Annotated in this window: 15 protein-coding genes and 1 pseudogene; 10 read left to right on the top strand and 6 right to left on the bottom strand. The window is 35.1% G+C overall.

All coding sequences use genetic code 11. From position 1 onward, the window contains the following. Positions 1 to 1202: 1202 nt before the first annotated feature. The 3 genes from F6K23_RS11665 to F6K23_RS11655 form a co-directional block, all read right to left on the bottom strand. Positions 1203 to 1814, bottom strand: coding sequence for a CPP1-like family protein (locus tag F6K23_RS11665; RefSeq protein ID WP_293154991.1), 612 nt, complete (start codon positions 1812 to 1814; stop codon positions 1203 to 1205). Between the two features lie 358 nt (positions 1815 to 2172). After that, positions 2173 to 3033, bottom strand: coding sequence for a peptidoglycan editing factor PgeF (gene pgeF / locus F6K23_RS11660; RefSeq protein ID WP_293154988.1), 861 nt, complete (start codon positions 3031 to 3033; stop codon positions 2173 to 2175). A gap of 232 nt (positions 3034 to 3265) precedes the next feature. Next, the gene (locus F6K23_RS11655) at positions 3266 to 4486 is read right to left on the bottom strand and encodes a transposase (RefSeq protein WP_293154986.1); all 1221 of its coding nucleotides are present in this window, start codon (positions 4484 to 4486) and stop codon (positions 3266 to 3268) included. A gap of 326 nt (positions 4487 to 4812) precedes the next feature. Here F6K23_RS11655 and F6K23_RS11650 point away from each other — a divergent pair, with 326 nt between their 5' ends. The 10 genes and pseudogenes from F6K23_RS11650 to F6K23_RS11605 all read left to right on the top strand — a co-directional run bounded on the left by F6K23_RS11650 (position 4813) and on the right by F6K23_RS11605 (position 14548). Beyond that, positions 4813 to 5712 carry a biotin--[acetyl-CoA-carboxylase] ligase gene (locus F6K23_RS11650; protein WP_293154983.1) on the top strand — a complete coding sequence of 300 codons (900 nt, stop codon included), beginning with the start codon at positions 4813 to 4815 and terminating at the stop codon, positions 5710 to 5712. 591 nt (positions 5713 to 6303) lie between these two features. Then, on the top strand, positions 6304 to 8403 hold the full coding sequence (locus tag F6K23_RS11645; RefSeq protein ID WP_293154979.1) for a peptidoglycan DD-metalloendopeptidase family protein: 2100 nt from the start codon (positions 6304 to 6306) through the stop codon (positions 8401 to 8403). A 728-nt stretch (positions 8404 to 9131) separates the two neighbouring features. Next, the gene (locus F6K23_RS11640) at positions 9132 to 9530 is read left to right on the top strand and encodes a hypothetical protein (protein WP_293154976.1); all 399 of its coding nucleotides are present in this window, start codon (positions 9132 to 9134) and stop codon (positions 9528 to 9530) included. Positions 9531 to 9736: 206 nt separating this feature from the next. Further along, positions 9737 to 10336: a GUN4 domain-containing protein gene (locus F6K23_RS11635; RefSeq protein ID WP_293154973.1), complete on the top strand. Its 600-nt coding sequence runs from the start codon at positions 9737 to 9739 to the stop codon at positions 10334 to 10336. A 149-nt stretch (positions 10337 to 10485) separates the two neighbouring features. Beyond that, a complete protein-coding gene (locus tag F6K23_RS11630; protein ID WP_293154970.1) occupies positions 10486 to 10815 on the top strand; it encodes a DUF6883 domain-containing protein in 330 nt (109 codons plus the stop codon). 3 nt (positions 10816 to 10818) lie between these two features. Then, positions 10819 to 11493, top strand: coding sequence for a caspase family protein (locus F6K23_RS11625; RefSeq protein WP_293154967.1), 675 nt, complete (start codon positions 10819 to 10821; stop codon positions 11491 to 11493). 114 nt (positions 11494 to 11607) lie between these two features. Continuing rightward, a complete protein-coding gene (locus tag F6K23_RS11620; RefSeq protein WP_293154964.1) occupies positions 11608 to 11904 on the top strand; it encodes a DUF2442 domain-containing protein in 297 nt (98 codons plus the stop codon). Further along, positions 11897 to 12142, top strand: a complete 246-nt coding sequence (locus F6K23_RS11615; protein ID WP_293154961.1) for a DUF4926 domain-containing protein — start codon at positions 11897 to 11899, stop codon at positions 12140 to 12142. The genes F6K23_RS11620 and F6K23_RS11615 overlap by 8 nt, the downstream gene beginning before the upstream one ends. Before the next feature lie 1242 nt (positions 12143 to 13384). Then, positions 13385 to 13534, top strand: coding sequence for a type II toxin-antitoxin system prevent-host-death family antitoxin (locus tag F6K23_RS11610; RefSeq protein WP_293154958.1), 150 nt, complete (start codon positions 13385 to 13387; stop codon positions 13532 to 13534). Positions 13535 to 13839: 305 nt separating this feature from the next. Continuing rightward, positions 13840 to 14548, top strand: a pseudogene (locus F6K23_RS11605) (Uma2 family endonuclease). A 969-nt stretch (positions 14549 to 15517) separates the two neighbouring features. Here F6K23_RS11605 and F6K23_RS11600 read toward each other — a convergent pair. The 3 genes from F6K23_RS11600 to F6K23_RS11590 form a co-directional block, all read right to left on the bottom strand. After that, complete coding sequence (locus tag F6K23_RS11600; RefSeq protein WP_293154955.1) at positions 15518 to 16132, bottom strand: CP12 domain-containing protein; 615 nt, start codon at positions 16130 to 16132, stop codon at positions 15518 to 15520. A gap of 364 nt (positions 16133 to 16496) precedes the next feature. Next, a complete protein-coding gene (locus F6K23_RS11595) occupies positions 16497 to 17408 on the bottom strand; it encodes a ribonuclease D (RefSeq protein ID WP_293154952.1) in 912 nt (303 codons plus the stop codon). A 383-nt stretch (positions 17409 to 17791) separates the two neighbouring features. After that, a complete protein-coding gene (locus F6K23_RS11590) occupies positions 17792 to 18631 on the bottom strand; it encodes a pentapeptide repeat-containing protein (protein WP_293154949.1) in 840 nt (279 codons plus the stop codon). Between the last annotated feature and the right edge of the window lie 162 nt (positions 18632 to 18793).

The following is an 18793-nucleotide window of genomic DNA, read 5'->3' as shown; positions in this document are numbered from 1 at the left end:
AGACTTAAAACCTCTACTCTTAAGTAATTAGTTCTAACCCCTGACTCCTGACTCCTTTTATTCCATTGTGGTTAGATAAAGACTATGTACTTGCTCAGAAAAATATTAATGGAGTAAATTTAGAACCAACTCAGCAATTTCCTTTCTGGACAATTAATAAATCATCATAGCATTCAGCTATCAGCTATCAGCTATCAGCTATCAGCTATTGATAAGAGAAGGAGTTCAATAATTAATAATTAGGGTTTGCGCTTCACTAGTCTTTTAGTAGGGATAGGAGACAGGAGACAGGAGAAATGGGAATGAGCGAGGAGGTAGGATTCAACAATTAATAATTAATAATTACCTTGAGAGTAAAAACGGAATTGATTGACTAATAATGAAAAATTTTTTTGTTTCTCCTTCAAAGGACAGGATTTTCACCTTAATTATTTGGTAACAATTGTCAGAATGATTTTTCTGCTCAACTATGCGCCTAAAATACTAACTTTTGAGGGTTTTAGATTGAAAACCAGGCACTTTTTTCGACCCCAAAAAGGCACTTGTGTTTATATATCAATCAATGCTTTTAGATTTAATCAGCAGAGCAATAATTAATAATTACCTCTCCTTGAAAAGAAGAGGATTTACTAAAAGGAAAATTTTTTCTTTTTCTCCTTCAAAGGAAAGGATTTTTACCTTAATTCTTCGGTAAAAGTAATTAAAAAATTGAGAGAGAATTAAGAGAATTAAAAGTTATTGCCAATGTACGCTCCTTCAACATTAGTAAAGAATTATTTATTATTTCCTGTTCGCGTAGCATCCCGCAGGGAAGAGCTAAATACTTACTCATAGCAAAAAGAAGAAGGAATAATAGAGGAAATAAAATAAAGAGAAATAACTGCTTGAGATAAATAGCTTCTACAATTGCAAAAGTCTCTTCTAGACATAACATAAAATTTGACTTCTATTTTGGCATTGCACAGTGACGAATGATTTTAGATTTTTGATTGAATTAAATTTTGGATTTGACAATTGCTAGAATGATTAATTAATTGTTTTTTTTAGTCATAATCTCAACTAATTTTTGGCAATATCATTCCATAATGTGCAACCCTTCAAATTTTTTTTCCTTCTTCCTTCTTCCTTATCATTCCATCAATGTACAACCCCTCAAATTTCTTCCCTCTTCCCTCTTCCTTCTTCCTTCTTCCTTGCCTTAATCAACGTAAAAAACAACTAACCATCCATAACACCAAAAACGTTACCAAAGTAATAAATATTTCTGTTGTTAAACCAGTTGCTAAAGCAGTCAATATTCCACCTAAAATCAACCCAAGAATTAAACCCCCAACAGTCAACAATACAGCACGACCAAACTTATTCTCTTTACGATTAAGAAAATAAAGACAACCACCAACTCCCAAAGCCAAAGTAAGTTGCAAAATAGACGGTTGACTAACCCCAGAATAAATACTAATAGCACCTAAAACCACATATATACCAGTAGGCCACAAAATATCAGCCTGACTAGGAGTATCAATTAACTTTTGTAGCCAAACTGGCCCTTTTTCAGTCAACCCAGGAGTAAAACTATCAGGGACTTTCTTTGTTTGCTTCTCCGGAAACCGAATACGCTCAGGAACCTTAATCTTTCCTTCCTGACGCAACCTTAAACGGTCCATCAAAATCGAATCATAAGCAGCTTCAATATTTTCTATAACCTTTTGATCGCCACTATGCTGCTGCTTCAAACGTTCCTTTGCTGCTTGAATTTCATCAAAAGAAGCATCTTCAGTGAGACCAAGTTGTTGATAATGACTTAAATCGCTCATTGGAATTTATTAATAATTTTTTAAACTATGACAAAGTTTCTAGTATTTTAATCTTATCTAGTTTTCCAGAAATATGCTCAGTTAAATATACAAACATTTCTACACAAATTACCGAATAATCTCATAAATTAACATAAGTACTGACTATCAAAAATAGCTTTTAACCCCCTGAGATTAATAGAAGGAAAATCAAAAAAAGATATCTACAGGCAAAAAATACGACTTTACTTAGGGAAGTATTTAACATTGGTTAGAGAAAAAAGGAATTTTAGCTCTAGAGCATTTTCTGCCAAACTATTGAAATTACCACATTAATTCATATTGTTTCTCTTTTGGCTTTTAATTTTAGACTTTTGACTTAACTCAACCCACTCACTATCCCTGACCACTGCACTTTTTTCTGTTTTTCACGCCGATAAGAAAAAAAGTAATCCGGTTGTTGATAAGTACAATAAGGAGCGATCGCCATCTGTGAATGACCAATACCCAATTGCTCCAACTGTAAAACATTAACTATACGCACATCCAAGCGTACTTTTCCCGGTTCAGGATCGGATAAAACTGGTGAATTAGGCAAAAGCTCCAGAGAATGCAAAATCTCCTCAGTAGTTGCTCTCTCTTTTTGTGGAACAACAGTCGCCCCAACTTCAGCCGCCACATCTTCAGAAACTTGATAAACCTCTCCAGCAATAGCAGGGCCAAGAACAAATAATAAATCGGATAATTGACTACCCTGAGCTTGAAAACTTGCCAATGCTACCGGAACAATTTTAGCGGCCGTGCCACGCCATCCGGCATGAACTGCTGCCACTTGTCCTGTTTTTTTGTCAGCAATCAAAACAGGCACACAGTCAGCACTGCAAACCCAAACTGCTTGTTTTGTTGTTTGAGTTATTAAACCATCAGCTTCAGCATAAGTTTTTTCGGGACTAGAATTAGGCATCTCTACCTGAGTAGCTTTTCCTGTCGTTAGTACAGTATTGCCATGTACTTGCTTCACACGATATACCTCAGCAGAAGAAGGGAATACTTCTACTAATTCTCCTGGTGTACGAGGCCAGAAATGGTGAGTAAAAAAGCCATGAGGCCAATTTTCTAGGAGGCTACAAGTTAGGTAAGATAATCCTTGCCATTTTTGCCAGTGCCAAGTGGTATTATTCTCGCCCAAAATTTCGTAGTATCTATTTAATTTTTGTGAGTCAGAGTCAGCGACAGTCATTTCAGTTATCAGTTATCAGGAAAGGCAGAAGGCAGAAGGCAGAAGGAAATTCTTACTCCTGACCTCAATATAAGTGCCTTCGTTTATTTTGACATTTTTATTCGCTCTACTGCACAGAATTGGAAGTTTACCCAAAGCTAGAGTGCCTAACAAAATGAAATGACTATTGCGACATCCGCAACAGAAGCAGAAGTCACACCGCTCAACTAAACTTACTCAAAGGTCTGAAAGTCTAGTCAAACGCAAGTGGATCGACCACTACAGGGTTAAACGGCAAACCCTTTATTCCCTGGTCAAAGACATCAGGAATTACTTTTTTAATTATATTCAACGAGCCATTTACATCTGCATTTAATAATTTCTTTTCCCTGGTTTGATACAACCCTCTTTTTACTCTTTTTCCACTGAAATTAGGTAAATCATCTCCATATTTTGGTAAATCATCCCCATCTAAACAGCTTGATTGAGATGTATAGGATTCTTCTGTTATTATTACTTTTATTCCTCTTAGTTGGGCTTTATATCTTAACATCTCTATTAACTTATAGTGAGGGATATTCACAAATTGTTGATTGTTCTTTTTCCCTAATTTTATTTCTTGTTTCCAATTTTGATTCTGCCCCATAATTAAGGTTCCTATTTCATGGTTTACACACCAATCTATTACTCTTTTACTTGCTGTATGGAGATAGTTTTCTACTCGACTATTTCGTTTGTGAGTTAATTTTTTTAACCGATGAGAATTATTTTTATTGTGGTTGGTTTTTAGTTGAGATTGTAAATAAGAGCGTTGTTTATTATAAAAGGTGTTAATTGCTTTTAATGGTCTGCCTTTAATCAATAGAGGTGATATTCCTGTTTGATTTGTCGTTACAGCTATTAAGTTATTTACTCCTAAGTCTACTCCTGCTATTTGTTGATTATTTGTTATTTCCTCCTGTTTTTCATAGACTATCTCTATTATGTAACAGCTACTTTTGGGGATAATTCTGGTTTCTATTATTTCTGTCTGTGAAGTGGGAATTTTTATTTCACTCATCGACAGATGACAAATTCCTTTTTTTAAGGTTTTTTTGTAAATTGACTCATTTGGATAAGGAAGAAGATTTCGGCCTTTTGTCTTATGTTTATATTTGGGGATTTTTGGTTTCCCTAAAAATTTATTTGGCTGTTTTTGCCACTCTCTTAAGGCTGCAAAATAACTACTCCAAGCTGAATCTAGTCTCCTGATTATTTGCTTACTTACTTTTGTAGGTAAACCTTGATAATCGTCGCTTTTAGATACCTTGTGATACAGTTGATTAAAATTTAATTTCTTTTTGTTTTCAAAGAAGTATTGACGATAATAATAGTTGGCTAAATTGAACAGATTTTTTGACAAAAAAGCCTTCTGGTCAATTTCGGACCACAAATAATGGGATTTGGTAATAACATGACGTTCAACTAGCTTCATATCTTAATTGTAGCTGATAGTGACTCAATGGATAGACGACTGAACAAACTTACTCATTTTAGTTAGATAGCTATAGTAATGAGTAAGTTTGATGAACTTTAGAGAAGTTTTCACTTTCTGTCTTTACCCCCAACTTCGAGTGCTTCAGAGAATGAAATGACTATTGCGACATCCGCAACAGAAGTAGAACAAATTATTGAGTCATCAACTTAAGGAAAGGTTAGGACAGTTCAAAAGTTTAAAACTCAGATAAAGTAAAACTTTTCCTTCTTCCTTCTTTCTTCTTCCTTGTTCCTTCTGCGATAAAGTGTTGATATCTATCAACTTTGACCCAGATATTAAAAAAATTGTCAGTAGCAGAATTTAACAAAGAAAAATTTATAGACAGCTTGTCAAATATTCAAGGAGTTTCAGATAAATTCACCGCTTCAACATTCGCCAATCTCCATATTTTTCTGAGCCTCCCCTCAACCAATCAAACTCTTTGGCAGTTAATCAACTCCGGAAACCCATCAAGCATTGTTATTGCCAGTCAACAAACAGCAGGACGTGGTCAATGGGGAAGAAATTGGCAGTCAACTGTCGGTGGCCTATATATGTCAATAGCGATCGCTAAGAGCAATACCATCGCTCCTAATATTTCTATATCTCAAACTTCTCAGCTAACTTTATCAAGTGCTTGGGGTATAGCCTCTAGTTTGAGGGATTATGGTGTACCAGTTCAAGTTAAGTGGCCCAATGACTTAATTTTAGAACACAAAAAATTAGGTGGCATCTTAACAGAGACGAGGATACACAAGAAAAAAATTTCTCAAGCAGTCATTGGGGTAGGGATTAATTGGGCTAATTCTGTACCAGACACAGGAATTAATTTGCAGAGCTATTATAGGAAACAGTCAAAATCGGAAATATTCTCTTTAGAAATGTTAGCTGCTATAGTCTTTCATGGACTAGATTCTGGCATTAAACAACTTTTAGAGTCAGGAATAGAAAGTATCTTACCTTCCTATCAGCAACTACTTATAAATATTGGGCAGCAAATAGTAGTAGAAGATCGTATTGGCACAATTGTGGGAGTAACGACTAATGGGGAATTACGGGTCAAGTTCAATCAAGACTCAGCTAGTCTGCTGACTCAGCCTCAAATATCTTCCTCAGAAATTTTCCTAAAACCCGGTACAACCAATCTGGGTTATGGCCAACCGCTTCCCGGAAGTCAGGAGTGAGGGAGTGAGAGAGTAGGGGAGTAGAGAAGTAGGGGAGTGGGGGAGTAGAGAAGTAGGAGAGTGGGGGAGTAGGGGCTAATTAATTCGCCCTCATTGGATTTAGTGTCTGCGCGTAAATCCTGCTCCTACTGCCTACTTCCTAACCCAAAATAATTTTGTGTACTCTACTTAAATGTTAAATGAAAAGCGCTGTAGTTGAAGTCAAATATAGCAAGTAGATTTTTCTACTAGGGAAATTAATATAGCAGTCGAAGTCAAGGACGCGGATATATCAAAATCTTAAAACTCAGACAACGCCAGATTTTTCCTTATTCTTTCTTCTTTCTTCCTTGTGCTATAAGACACGCTCATGGTCGGTCGTTGACTATCCATAGGCAATTTTCCCTTCTGCTTTCTGTCTTCTACCTTATGTCTTATGCCTTCTTCAATGTTAAAGTTAATTTTTATTAAACTGCATTAATTGTCAATTCAAATAGGACTTACGCATGCTTCACCTTAAAAACGGCATATGTAGGGGCTAATTAATTCGCCCTCAATTGATTTAGTGTCCATGGGTAAGTCCTGTCAAAGTAATAAGTATAGTGTGAGGAAATGATGGTATCAGAGAACCAAAACCTGTCAGTAGAGTCTAAAACTGAATTACAGGAAACAACTAAAAAGCAAAACCAAAATATTATTCAGACCAAACTTCTAACTCATAAGTCTCTTATGCAGCTTGGTTGTTGTCTAGCAAGTCTAGGAATGCTGAGTAGAGGTATAGTTTTAGCAGAGGCAATTTTAGAAATAGAAGTGTATGACTATGAGCCATCATATCAACCTGCTCCAGTAGATAACTATTATCCCCAAACATCCTATTCGGAACCATCCTATTCACCAGAACCATATTATTCGGAACCCTACTACGAACCAACACCTTCATATACACCTGAACCATATTACGAACCCGAACCCTATTATTCACAACCATATTACGAACCGGAACCATATTACGAACCAGAACCTTATTATTCTGCTTCACCAAGTTATTCGGAACCATACTATTCGGAACCATACTATTACGAACCAGAACCAGAACCATATTATTCTCAACCAGCACCGAGCTACTACGAACCAGAACCTTATTATTATTCTCAACCAGCGCCAAGTTATTACGAACCGGAACCATATTATTCTCAACCAGCACCAAGCTATTACGAACCAGAACCTTATTATTATTCTCAACCAGAACCAGAACCAGAACCGGAACCGGAACCAGACAGCGGTATTTATCTGCCGAAAAATTTGTATGTCGCACCTCCGACGAATACAGGAGTCAACCTATCAAAACAACCAAAATATCAGGAGTTACCTCCTCTAACATTACCAAAACCTGAAAAACTTTATTATTATGACGGTTCGACTAACGCTTATATAGATAATACAGAATACAAAACTGGCGCAACAGAAAGTTATGAAGCACCAAACACAGTAGTTTTCTCCGAACGTTCTACAGATAACATCGCCGAATATCCAACAACTAACAAAAATTGGAATGCTGTTGCCGAAAATAACAATTGGAGTGCTCCTACTCAGACTAATAACTGGAGTTCTACAACTGCAACAAATAATTGGAGCGCTCCTACTCAGACTAATAACTGGAGTGATCCTGCTCAAACAGCATCCAACAATTCATGGAGTGGGGAAACTCAACAAAGTTACTATTCTCAAAATAACTATCAAGACTCATATCAAAATAACAACTATTACTCATCCTCCAAAAGCAACTATTACTCCTCCAACAACAATTATTATTCAGACACTTCTAGTTATAGTCAAACTAGCTACTACTCTGGTTCATCCTCCAGTCAAAGCAGTTATTACACCAGCACTTCCTATACTCCAAGTCATTACTCAGGATCGTCACAAGGAGTAGAAGTCGCTGCAGTTTTACCCGCTCAAGTGCAGGGTTTATTTGATAACCCCATTACTCAGTCAGGTTTAGCATATTACAACCGCACCATGCGACCCCCAGCAGTACCAGGAAATGGTAACACTAGATTAATATTTCCTCTATCTATCCCCGCACCCATCACTTCATTTTTTGGTTGGAGAACACATCCAATATTAGGTTATAAAAAATTTCACACAGGTACAGACTTAGGAGCACCAACAGGAACCCCAGTAGTTGCAACTTATGCAGGTCAAGTAGCGATCGCTGACTGGTTAGGAGGTTATGGTGTAACTGTGGTGTTAGACCACCAGAAAAAATCATTGGAAACTCTCTACGGTCACTTATCAGAGATTTTTGTGAAACCAGGGGAAGTTGTCAAGCAAGGTGAAGTTATCGGTCGTGTTGGTAATACGGGAATGTCTACAGGTCCGCACTTACATTTTGAGATGCGACAGTTAACAAAGGATGGGTGGGTTGCGAAAAACCCAGATACTCATATTCAGTTTGCCTTGGCAAATTTGATGACAGCGTTGAAAATTACTGAAATACCACCTGTACCGGAAATAAGTATTAATGAGTTGGTGAAACAGACTAAAGAATTAGATTCTGGTGTACCACAACTGCCACCTTTACCACCTGGTTTTGAAGTACCTATTCCTGACTTAGAACCACCAATTTTTGAATTGACAAAAGCTGCGGAAAAATCTGATGAAGATACAAAAATTAGTTTGAATGAAGAGGAGAAAAAAGTGGTGGAATAGAGTTAGTTGGATAGGGAAAAATTGACAAAACTCCTAGATATTTGAATCGAATATTCTGGGAGTTTTTGTGAGGATAAACTTAATAAATACAGCAGATTAAATTAAGTGTGAGGTAGACCCATCGCGGGCAAGATGTATGCACTACAAACATTCAAAGGTAGAGCGATCGCGGGCAAGATTCCCGCACTACAAATATTCAATTGCTAATCTATTTACCTTATAAATTCGGAAACTTTTGTAATATGATTGGGAGGAGAAATAATACCAATTTTAAAAAAGAATGTTACGAATAATTTGGGTAATTAAAATCCTTTATAGGAGATAACTATTAGACTAAAAAGATAAATTCATATCTAAAAACTGCTATTAAAGCTATTTATTCTGACTCCTGACTCCTGACTCCTGACTCCTAAGAAATATCCTAGCTATTTGTAGAAAAATTTATCAATTTAGTATAACTTATGAATAAATAGGGCTTGCTGATTAAATCTAAAAGCATTGACATATAAATAATTTAGCTTTTTTGGGGCATTTAAAAAGTACCTGGTATCACGTCTAAAACGCTCAAAAAGTTAGTATTTTAGAGGCGTATAGTTACAGAAAAATCAAGGGAAAATTCTTACTACTACTTCCTCGCTCATTCCCATTTCTCCTGTCTCCTGTCTTCCCCTCCTGGGAGGGGTCAGGGGTGGGTTGTCTCCTGTCTCCTACCCCAGCAAAAAGACTTTATGAGCGCAAACCCTAAATACATTATTTTTCGAGCGGAAAAAGACGAACCTGGTTGGGAATCTCGAAAACTAGAACATACTCAACAACTTACTCGTATACTAACCGAACATTTTGACTCATCGAATAAACCAATTCCAGAACCAGGGTATAGACCAACCGAGTTTATTAGAGTTGATGCACTGCATAACACAGAGGAACATGGTTATAGCACTCATTATCGTCAGGGAGATTGGGAAGTTTCGCCAGTTGAAACCTACACACCCGATTTGCCAATAGGTAAATTTGATGTAGTGGCAATCTGTTATTGTAAATATAATCCAATTAATGCACCTCTCCAACCAATGCCAAAACGTCAAGTTGAGGAAAGTCAAAAGTTAGAAGTCAAAAGTCAAAACTAGGATTCTATCGGGAATATTTTATATTACAAAACTTACGCATACTTCACCTTAAAAACGCCATATGTAGTGGCTAATTAATTCGCCCTCGCTTTATTTAGTGCCCATGCGTAAGTCCTGATATTATTAACTTGGAATCTAAATAGAGCGATCGCTCTCCGAGTCAAGTCAAAATTAAAAAGTCAAAAGTCAAAAGTCAAAATTAGGATTTGATATGGAGCGATCGCTCTCCGAGTCAAGTCAAAAGTCAAAAGTCAAAAGTCAAAATTAGGATGGGCACATTTTTGGCCACAATTACTGTTTCAATACTGGAAAAAAACGAAAATATAGAGTATTCAACTTTAGAAAATCTACTCAAACAAAAGAAATGGAAAGAAGCAGATTGGGAAACTTTCAATATTATGCTAAAAGTTACTAACCGAGAAAAAGAAGGCGGGCTAGATACAGAGTCGATTAAAAAATTTTCATGTTTACACCTCCATATTATAGACCTGCTTTGGCAAAAATACAGTGATGATAAATTAGGCTTTTCCGTGCAAAGTGAAATTTATTACAGTTTGGCTGGGAAGCTAGAGTATAATGATGAGCTATCGCAAAACTTTGGAGAAAAAGTAGGATGGCGCGAAGCAGGAAAATGGTTGTCATATAGTGATTCAAGGTTGTTCAATATCAGCCAACCTGAGCAGGGACGTTTTCCTGTGACTAGGTATTGGCAGGGTAATTTTTTTGTTAATGATATCTTCTTTCGTGTAGAGACTTGTAAACTTAAACATATAAGCATTTCAGCTATCAATAGAAAAAAGTTTTAATAACTAATTTCAGTTATCAGTTAATAGCACACTCAAAGTATTCTTTGTTTAAGTTATTAGTAAAAAATTGAAAGTTTATTTTTATGAAAAAAATAACAAAATAACTGTAGCATTCATCTCAAAAATTTATTATTTCCGCTCCTCAAATAATGAAATTACCCGAACCTGTAATTATTCCTGATGAAAAACTGACTAAATATTTATTAGTATATCGAGAACAAAGTGACAAATCAAAATTTCTTTTACAAGCTAGTTTTACTCCAGAAAATTCCCAACAACTAAAAAATAGCATTTTGCAATTAGTTTTTACCACAGAAGCAATAATAGATAGAACCAATGAATACGGTACATTTTACAGAGTTGAAGGTGAAATAACTGGAATTAATAATAAAAATCTAGCAGTTATTACCATCTGGTTACAACGAAAAGCTAGAAGTAAGGGGGCAATTAAACTAAAACTAGAACGTAAGGAGTCTTAAAGTATGGCAAAAAATTGGGCTATTTGTGTTGGAATTAATCATTACGATAATATGCCAACTCTTCAATACGCTCAGAGAGATGCTGAATTAATGCGGGATTATTTTCTCAATGAAGCAGGTTTTGAGAAAGTTTATTTATTTACTGATAATTCCCCTCAAATTAATGATGCAGATAAACCTTTTAATTCTCAACCAACTTATGGAGCACTAAAAAGATTTTTACGAGTAAGATTTAACAACGAATTTTTATCTGCTGGTGATAATTTTTGGTTCTTTTATAGCGGTCATGGAATGCGTTTTAATGACCGAGATTATTTAATGCCTGCTGATGCTGATCCTCATCCAGATGGAGTAGAAGATACTGCTATTCCTCTTTATTTTGTGATAGAAAGATTGAGGCGATGTGGAGCAGATAATGTGATTTTATTTTTGGATGCTTGTCGTAGTCAGGAAAGTTCAAAAGGTTTAGGTATTGGTCAAGAAAAGCAAAAAGGAGTAATTACAATTGCTTCTTGTAGTCCTAATGAAAAGTCTTATGAAATTGAGGATGAAAGAATAAAACAAGGTGCTTTTACTTATGCTTTTCCACCTCCTCATTTTCACGTTCGTTATAACCAACAAAAAGCTTTAATTTATATAGAAAATCTTTCTATTCTTGAAGGTAAATTAACCCCTTGAATTCTTGGTTTAGTAATCGAATAGGCAGCAATTCATTAAAGAGAACTTCTAGAAAACTGGCAACGAGCAAGAGAAGAAAATCCTTTGGAAAAAATTGAACCTTTGGAGTAAATCATGTTAAAAGACATTATCGAAGTTAATCATCAAGAAAACTATCTACTTTGTCTGAAATTTGAAGATGGGAAAGACGGAATTGTAGATATTAGTCAGCTAATAGAATTTAGGGGAATTTTTGCAAAATTACAAGATATCAATTATTTTCAAACTGTCAAACTTAATCCTGAATGGGGAACAATTTACTGGGAAAATGGCGCAGATTTAGATCCAGATGTTTTGCATTCTATTGTCACCAATGAACCAATTCCTAAATATATTTCCAGAACAATAAAAGATAAAACCATCAATGCTTGAATTATACCAACGTATTTCTCTAACCAAAGACTTCCCAGAATATAACCAAAAAAAAGGTGATATTGCCATGTTAATTGATACAGAAACTCACCCAGAAAGAGAAGAAAATGGTTATGTTTTAGAAGTATTTAATGCCATAGGAAAATCTATTAATGTAATTATTGTGCATAAGTCTGCTGTTGAACCTTTAAAACAGAACGAAATCTTCTCTGTTCGTTCTTTAGTAGAAAAAAATTGACAAATTATTATTGTTGGTAAGTAGTCATGCAAAATTAATTACAAATACTCTTATTTGAAGAGCGATCGATAATATTGTTTTTCATTTGTAATTTATACCAATACACAGCTTCAGTAGTAAAATTTGCCTCTGAATTTTTGACCGTAGCTTACTTAGCAAGCATCTAAAAAAAGGCGTTGCTGAGTGGTAATGATTCTTAGATTAAGTATCAACGCAAAACATAAGTTTTTCCATTTTGCCTTCAGCTACTTACTATTACATTTGAGCAACGCCGAAAAAGTTTTTTTCAGAGTGGCAGAAGTTTTTGCTAGACAAAGATTTCGCCACGGATACACGGATGATTTATCTGCATTTTGTGAAGCTCTAAAAAAAAGGCAAGGTATTAGCCCTTGCATCCTCAAAAAAATTATGATAGTATGTAATTATTGGGAGTTGCTCGCCCCTAAATATGACTTTTTATTCAACGCAAAAACAACATTTCGTTACTGAATACATATAGAAAAGATACTCAGACAGCAAAGCACCAGAAAGTTATCATCCTGTGAAGCACTTAAATAAAGAAGTGGCAACACCGAAAAATTTTCACCCCATCAACACATCCATATATTTACTCATGCAGAATTCGTGATGTAGCTACCGCACTTACTCTGCGATCGCTATGATTCATAACCAAAGAAAATTGTCATCCTGTGGAGCTCCAAAAAAAACGGCAAGGTATTAGCCCTTGCACCCTCAAAAAAATTATGATAGTATGTAATTATTGGGAGTCGCTCGCCCCTAATCATGACTTTTTATTCAACGCAAAAACAGCATTTCTTTACTGAATACATATAGAAAAGATACTCAGACACCAAAGCACCAGAAAGTTATCATCCGGTGAAGCACTCAAATAAAGAAGTGGCAACACCGAAAAATTTTCACCCCATCAACACATCCATATATTTACTCATGCAGAATTCGTGATGTAGCTACCGCACTTACTCTGCGATCGCTATGATTCATAACCAAAGAAAATTGTCATCCTGTGGAGCTCCAAAAAAACGGCAAGGTATTTGCCCTTGCATCCCCAAAAAAATTATGATAGTATGTAATCATTGGGAGTTGCTCGACCCTACGCATGACTTTTTATTCAACTAAGGAAAAACTTATATTTTGGGTTGATACTTAATCTAAAAATCATTACCACTCAGCAACGCCTAAAAAAATGCCAATATGATACTAAAAAACTATCCAAGTAACAAGATGCTAGACAGAACCAAAGACATTGACTCCCTCACTAACTTCAAGCGTAATACCACTCAATACTTGCAGCGAATTAAGGAAAGCGGAAACCCACTAATCCTCACAGTTAATGGTAAAGCAGAAGTCGTAGTTCAGGATGCCGAATCATAGCAAAAATGACTAGAATTAGTAGACCGCATACAAGCAATAGAACGTATTCAGGCAGGTTTAAATTCAGTGCAAGAGGGACGCACTTTTCCAGCAAAGCAAACATTAACCAAGCTCAAACATAAGCATGGAATATCAAATTGAAATTAGCGATCACATCTAATTCAGATAGTAAAATTACACCAGATTTAAGAATAGTATTAATAACTCAAATTTATCTATTATTAAAAATTAAACACACCTCAAAAATTAATATTTTATATTATATACTTACTAAAAAAAATCTAACATATTAAGACAAAATAATCATGAAAAGTGAATTAAAAAACACAGTACTAAAACCAACAATTCCTACCCTAGAAAATGGCGAGATGGCTGATGCCACGCTCCGCGAACGCTTAACTCGAATTGAATTTGAAAATCGTTACACTAAGTCAAATATTAAAAAAGCAGAATTAATTGAGGGAACAGTTTATATGGCATCTCCTTTACAAATTACCCAACATGGTAATCCTCATGCACGAATTATGACTTGGTTAGGTATTTATTGGTCAGCAACTCCAGGTATAGAACTTGGAGATAATTCGACTATTCGTTTGGATGGAGATAATGAACCTCAACCCGATGCTTTACTGCGAATTGAAAATGGTGGAAAGTCAATTATTAGTGAGGATGGTTATGTGGAAGGAGCGCCAGAATTAATAGTAGAAATTGCTGCTAGTACTGTTTCTATTGATGTACATGAAAAAAAAGAAAATCTATCGTCGTAATCAAGTTCAAGAATATCTCGTTTGGCGCGTCGAAGATGGAGAAATTGATTGGTATAGCTTACAAAAAGGGGAATATGTTCAGCTTCAACCTAATTCCGAGGGAATAATTTGTAGTGAAATTTTTCCTGGTTTATGGTTAGATAAAACAGCTTTATTAACAGGAAAATTAATCAAAGTAATTGAAGTTGTACAACTGGGGTTAGCAACAGCAGAACATCAAAATTTTGTGGAGAAATTATCATCTTGAAGAAGGAAGAAGAAAGAAGAAAGAAGGAAGAAGGGAAAGAAAAGTTCAAGGGGATAAGGTTTTTTGGTCGCGTGAGCGGAACGGAGTTCTATCGCTAATTATCCGGACATAATATAATACCAATTTGAAAAAAGAATGTTACGAATAATAAGTGCAATAAAAAAATTTTGCAGGAAATTTCCCTTTGACAAAGCGGTGCGACCCCGCGACGACGCCAGTCGCACCTGGTAGCGCACCAAGAGAAAAAGAGAATTTATGACCTAAAAACTGGTATTAAATCTATTCATTCTGACTCCTGACTCCTGACTCCTGACTCCTAAGAAGTACCCTACCTATTTGTAGCAAACATTTATAAAATTGGTATAACTGATAACTGAAATGATGATCGACCTTAGACAGGGAAATGTTTTTCCCACTGTTGCTTGTTCCCTGCTAACATCGATCGCGAAAAACTTGAAACTAAATAGGGCTTGCTGATTAAATATAAAAGTCTTTATAGATAAAGGTTTTAGCCTTTTTAAGTATCAAAAAGTGCGAGGTTTTAAGTGGTAATGGTTCAAAAATGAGAGGATTTTGGTCAAGATTTGGGCAGAACAATCTTGGGACAATTCTTACCGAATAATTAATAATTAATAATTAATAATTAATAATTAAATAATTCAGGTAAAAATCCTCCCCTTTTAAGGGAAAAAAACGGTCGTTAGCGCAGCTTCCCGAAGGGTGGGATGGCGATCTTCGGAGCGGCTCTGATAAGAGCGGGTCTCCTCGCCATATCCAATCGACCAAGAGAAGAAATAATATTTCCTTATATTCAATCAAGAGCGGTTTTAACCAGAGGTAATTATCAATTATCCATTATCAATTATCAATTAATGAATCCTAGCTCCTCGCTCATTCCCATTTCTCCTGTCTCCTGTCTCCTGTCTCCTGTCTCCTGTCTCCTACCCCTACTGACTTTTTCAGCAAACCCTAAACATCGTAATTTCGTGCTTCAGCAGCTTCTGGGTTATCCTCGCAATAGAGGTCAAAAGCACTTTTTTCCATCCTTTCTGCCTTTTGATGAGCAGCTTCAGCTTGTAACTCTTCTACAATATCCCAAGCTGCTGCACATTCTTTAGAAGTAACACCTTTTTGATCGCAAATACTCCTTGCTTCCTCAATAGCTGCTTCTATTCTCCTTTCGAGTAATACAGATTTTGGTTTCTCCACAAAATCACTCTTGCTTAAAATATCTGTAATTGAAATAATACCAAGTAACGTATCCTTAATTACAGGAGCTCGATGTATACCTGTATTAGCAAATAATCTCGCTACATACTCTACACCTAAATCAGGGTTGATAACAATGCAAGGCTTAGTCATAATTTCATAAACTCGCACTTGTTTAGGGTCTTTGCCGTAAGCAGCAACCTGATAAACAATATCTGTCTCTGTGATAATACCATAAGCATCTTGGTCGTGACGGCGTTCTACAATTAGAGCGCGCAGACAGAGGTCGTTCATTTTCTTCACAGCATCAGCTACTGTTGCTGAACCGCGAATTGTTTCAACCTCTGTGGTCATAATATCTTTAGCTTTCATCATCTTGACTTTTCCTCAATAATATGTATTTAGTTATTGATATTTAAGCTACTAATAAGTAGCAGCTTTAGCTATTAATTTAAGAGTAGAATAAAAAAGTTATTTAGTCTACAAGATTTATCAAATCAAATTATTTTTAATTATTTTAATTTTTCTGACTAATATGGCTGATTAAAAAGCAATCAGCAATCAGCACTCAGCAGTCAGCTTAGATTTATAGGGAATAGGAAATAGGGAATAGTTAATATTAACAAGTGATTCAAACTATCCAAAATAAAAAATCCCAAATACAAAATTATTAAATCATACCCATAATCAGCAACATAGAAATGCAATTTAAATGGGAATTTTAACTTAAGCTGATAGGCTAGTTAATATCGGACAAATTTTTAACAGTCAATTTCCAGCTAGAATTTTTCTCTTTATTTACCGAAATTTTATTCATAATATCTCCAAAATCTTTTTGTAGTTTTTGAGTAACAGTAATCGGAAAATCTAAATCTATTTCCTGATTTTGTACGATCGCTGCCAACTCAGCAAAATTAACTTTTTGAGTAACTCGTTCTGTAGGTGATAATTTAAAATTTGAAGTTTCAGAAATATTCTGTGCCTGCATAGCTAATTTTATCCGCTCAAGTATATGAGTAATTTCTGAATCTAACAATTTCCATTCATGTAAAATATCTTGATATCTTTGACCTAGTTCATCTAAATTTTCAGCAGTAGGTTCAGAATTATTTTGTTTCATTAATTCGAACAAAGCTAAATGTACTTGAGCTAAATAAACCGAGTCCATTTTTGCATATTCTAACTGTTTTTCTGTCAGCGGTCGTTGTCCCCAATCACTACCTTGTATTTCTTTATCTATATTTTTAAAACCAGTTAAATTTTCAACTAATGTCTTCAGTTTTAAATTAGGAAGAGGCAAAATATAATAAGGTAATTTTTTTGCTATTTCCCAAGTGCAAGTAATATTTTTAGCCTCATTTTTACCCAAGAATTTAATATCAAACCTAGCATTATGAAATACCTTCTCAATGTTAGGCTCAACCATAATTTTATCGATAAAAAAATTAGTTAAATCAAGATTATCTAAAACATCCAAAATATAAACGCGATCGCCTATCAAATCTTGAGATTCAGCCAATACTTGAATTAAAGACAATCTAGGTTTACGAGTATTATAATCAGCAACCTCTGTATCAATCCAAAGTATATTAGCAGTAGCTAATTGTTGAATACATTTTTTAATATCATTATTATCTGTCAAATAAAACATATATATAATTTAATAAAAAAATCTTAAAATTATAATATTAATACCAATTCACTTTAGGTCTATCACAAATAGTTTCGCACATTTAAAGTAAGCATTTCCTACGGAATGCTGCGCAAACAGCTATTAGCTGTCAGCTATCAGCTCTGATAAGGAAGTTTAAATGAATATAGACTTTATAGCTGACTTTGGTAATTAAGTATAAATTATACTGAATCAATCCTCTTCTTTTCAAGAAGAGGTAATTGTTAATTATTAATTATTAATTATTAATGTAGCATCAAAGTGTTGCAGCTCTATAAAATCTTACTTTTGACTTTTGACTTTTGACTTTTGAATTATCACTTATAACTTCCGTGAAACAGTATCAGCAGAAATAATCTCTTTTAAGGAAAAGTTGTACCATCAGGCATAATTGCTCCCCTCATATCTGCATCTCGTAAATTAGTTTTATTTAGCTTCGCATCAATCAATACAGCCTTAATTAATATTGCTCCTGTGAGATTTGACCAACTTAAATTAGCCCGAAATAAATTAGCTCCACTCATATTAGCTCCTCGAAAAGTAGTCCAACTAACATTAGCAGTTCGTAATTTCGCTCCACTTAAGTTAGCTTCACTCAAAGTAGCTCCAATAGTAGTAGATTTGCTCAATTCAGCTTCACTGAGATTAGCCCCACTTAACATTGCCCCACTGAGAATACCATTAGTTAGATTGGCCTCTTCCAAGATTGACTCATTCATCAAAGCATTTGTTAAATTCGCAGACTCTAAATTTGAAGCATTTAAAATAGCTCTAATCAAATTAACGCGAATCATTGTAGCTGCAGTTAAATTAGCTGCCGTCAAATTAGCCTGACTTAAATTAGCTTCCGTCAGGTTAGCCTGACTTAAATTAGCTTGACTTAAATTAACTTCCCTAGAATTAGAACCCCTAAGATTAGCCTCACTCAAATTAGCATTAGTTAAATCAGTTTTCACCAGACTCGCTCCAATCAAATTAGCTTCACTCAAATTAGTCCCATTAAGATCAGCATCCCCTAAATCCACTTCTCTGAGATTAACTCCACATAGGTTAGCACCCATAAGTTTTATATTACGGAAGTTTGCCCTAGTAAAATTACTATTACTTAAATCAGCTCCTCTTAAATCGACCCCTACTAGGGTAATACCTTTAAAATTTCTTTCCCCTGCTGCATACTGTTTTAGAAGTTCTTCCGCCTCCATTTGCACCGCCTCAAACTATTTTCTATTTTACATTTTATATTTAAACTAGGACATTACTAATTTACAAAAGCAAAAGAGAACCCCTACATATACCTAATTAACTTATTAACCAGCTTTTTCTGTGAAACTTTTCGCTTTCCTATATATTCCGTGGAAGAAGTA

It is taken from the genome of Okeania sp. SIO2C9 (genome assembly GCF_010672455.1).
GTDB lineage: Bacteria > Cyanobacteriota > Cyanobacteriia > Cyanobacteriales > Microcoleaceae > Okeania.
Note: the sequence above shows the minus strand (reverse complement) of the source record. Positions and strands in the feature narration are given on the sequence as shown.

Coding starts and splice junctions, on each gene's coding strand:
- F6K23_RS11665 (WP_293154991.1), bottom strand. CDS start 1,814: ATGAGCGATTTAAGTCATTATCAACAACTTGGTCTCACTGAAGATGCT.
- pgeF (WP_293154988.1), bottom strand. CDS start 3,033: ATGACTGTCGCTGACTCTGACTCACAAAAATTAAATAGATACTACGAA.
- F6K23_RS11655 (WP_293154986.1), bottom strand. CDS start 4,486: ATGAAGCTAGTTGAACGTCATGTTATTACCAAATCCCATTATTTGTGG.
- F6K23_RS11645 (WP_293154979.1), top strand. CDS start 6,304: ATGATGGTATCAGAGAACCAAAACCTGTCAGTAGAGTCTAAAACTGAA.
- F6K23_RS11640 (WP_293154976.1), top strand. CDS start 9,132: ATGAGCGCAAACCCTAAATACATTATTTTTCGAGCGGAAAAAGACGAA.
- F6K23_RS11630 (WP_293154970.1), top strand. CDS start 10,486: ATGAAATTACCCGAACCTGTAATTATTCCTGATGAAAAACTGACTAAA.
- F6K23_RS11625 (WP_293154967.1), top strand. CDS start 10,819: ATGGCAAAAAATTGGGCTATTTGTGTTGGAATTAATCATTACGATAAT.
- F6K23_RS11620 (WP_293154964.1), top strand. CDS start 11,608: ATGTTAAAAGACATTATCGAAGTTAATCATCAAGAAAACTATCTACTT.
- F6K23_RS11615 (WP_293154961.1), top strand. CDS start 11,897: ATGCTTGAATTATACCAACGTATTTCTCTAACCAAAGACTTCCCAGAA.
- F6K23_RS11610 (WP_293154958.1), top strand. CDS start 13,385: ATGCTAGACAGAACCAAAGACATTGACTCCCTCACTAACTTCAAGCGT.
- F6K23_RS11600 (WP_293154955.1), bottom strand. CDS start 16,132: ATGATGAAAGCTAAAGATATTATGACCACAGAGGTTGAAACAATTCGC.
- F6K23_RS11595 (WP_293154952.1), bottom strand. CDS start 17,408: ATGTTTTATTTGACAGATAATAATGATATTAAAAAATGTATTCAACAA.
- F6K23_RS11590 (WP_293154949.1), bottom strand. CDS start 18,631: ATGGAGGCGGAAGAACTTCTAAAACAGTATGCAGCAGGGGAAAGAAAT.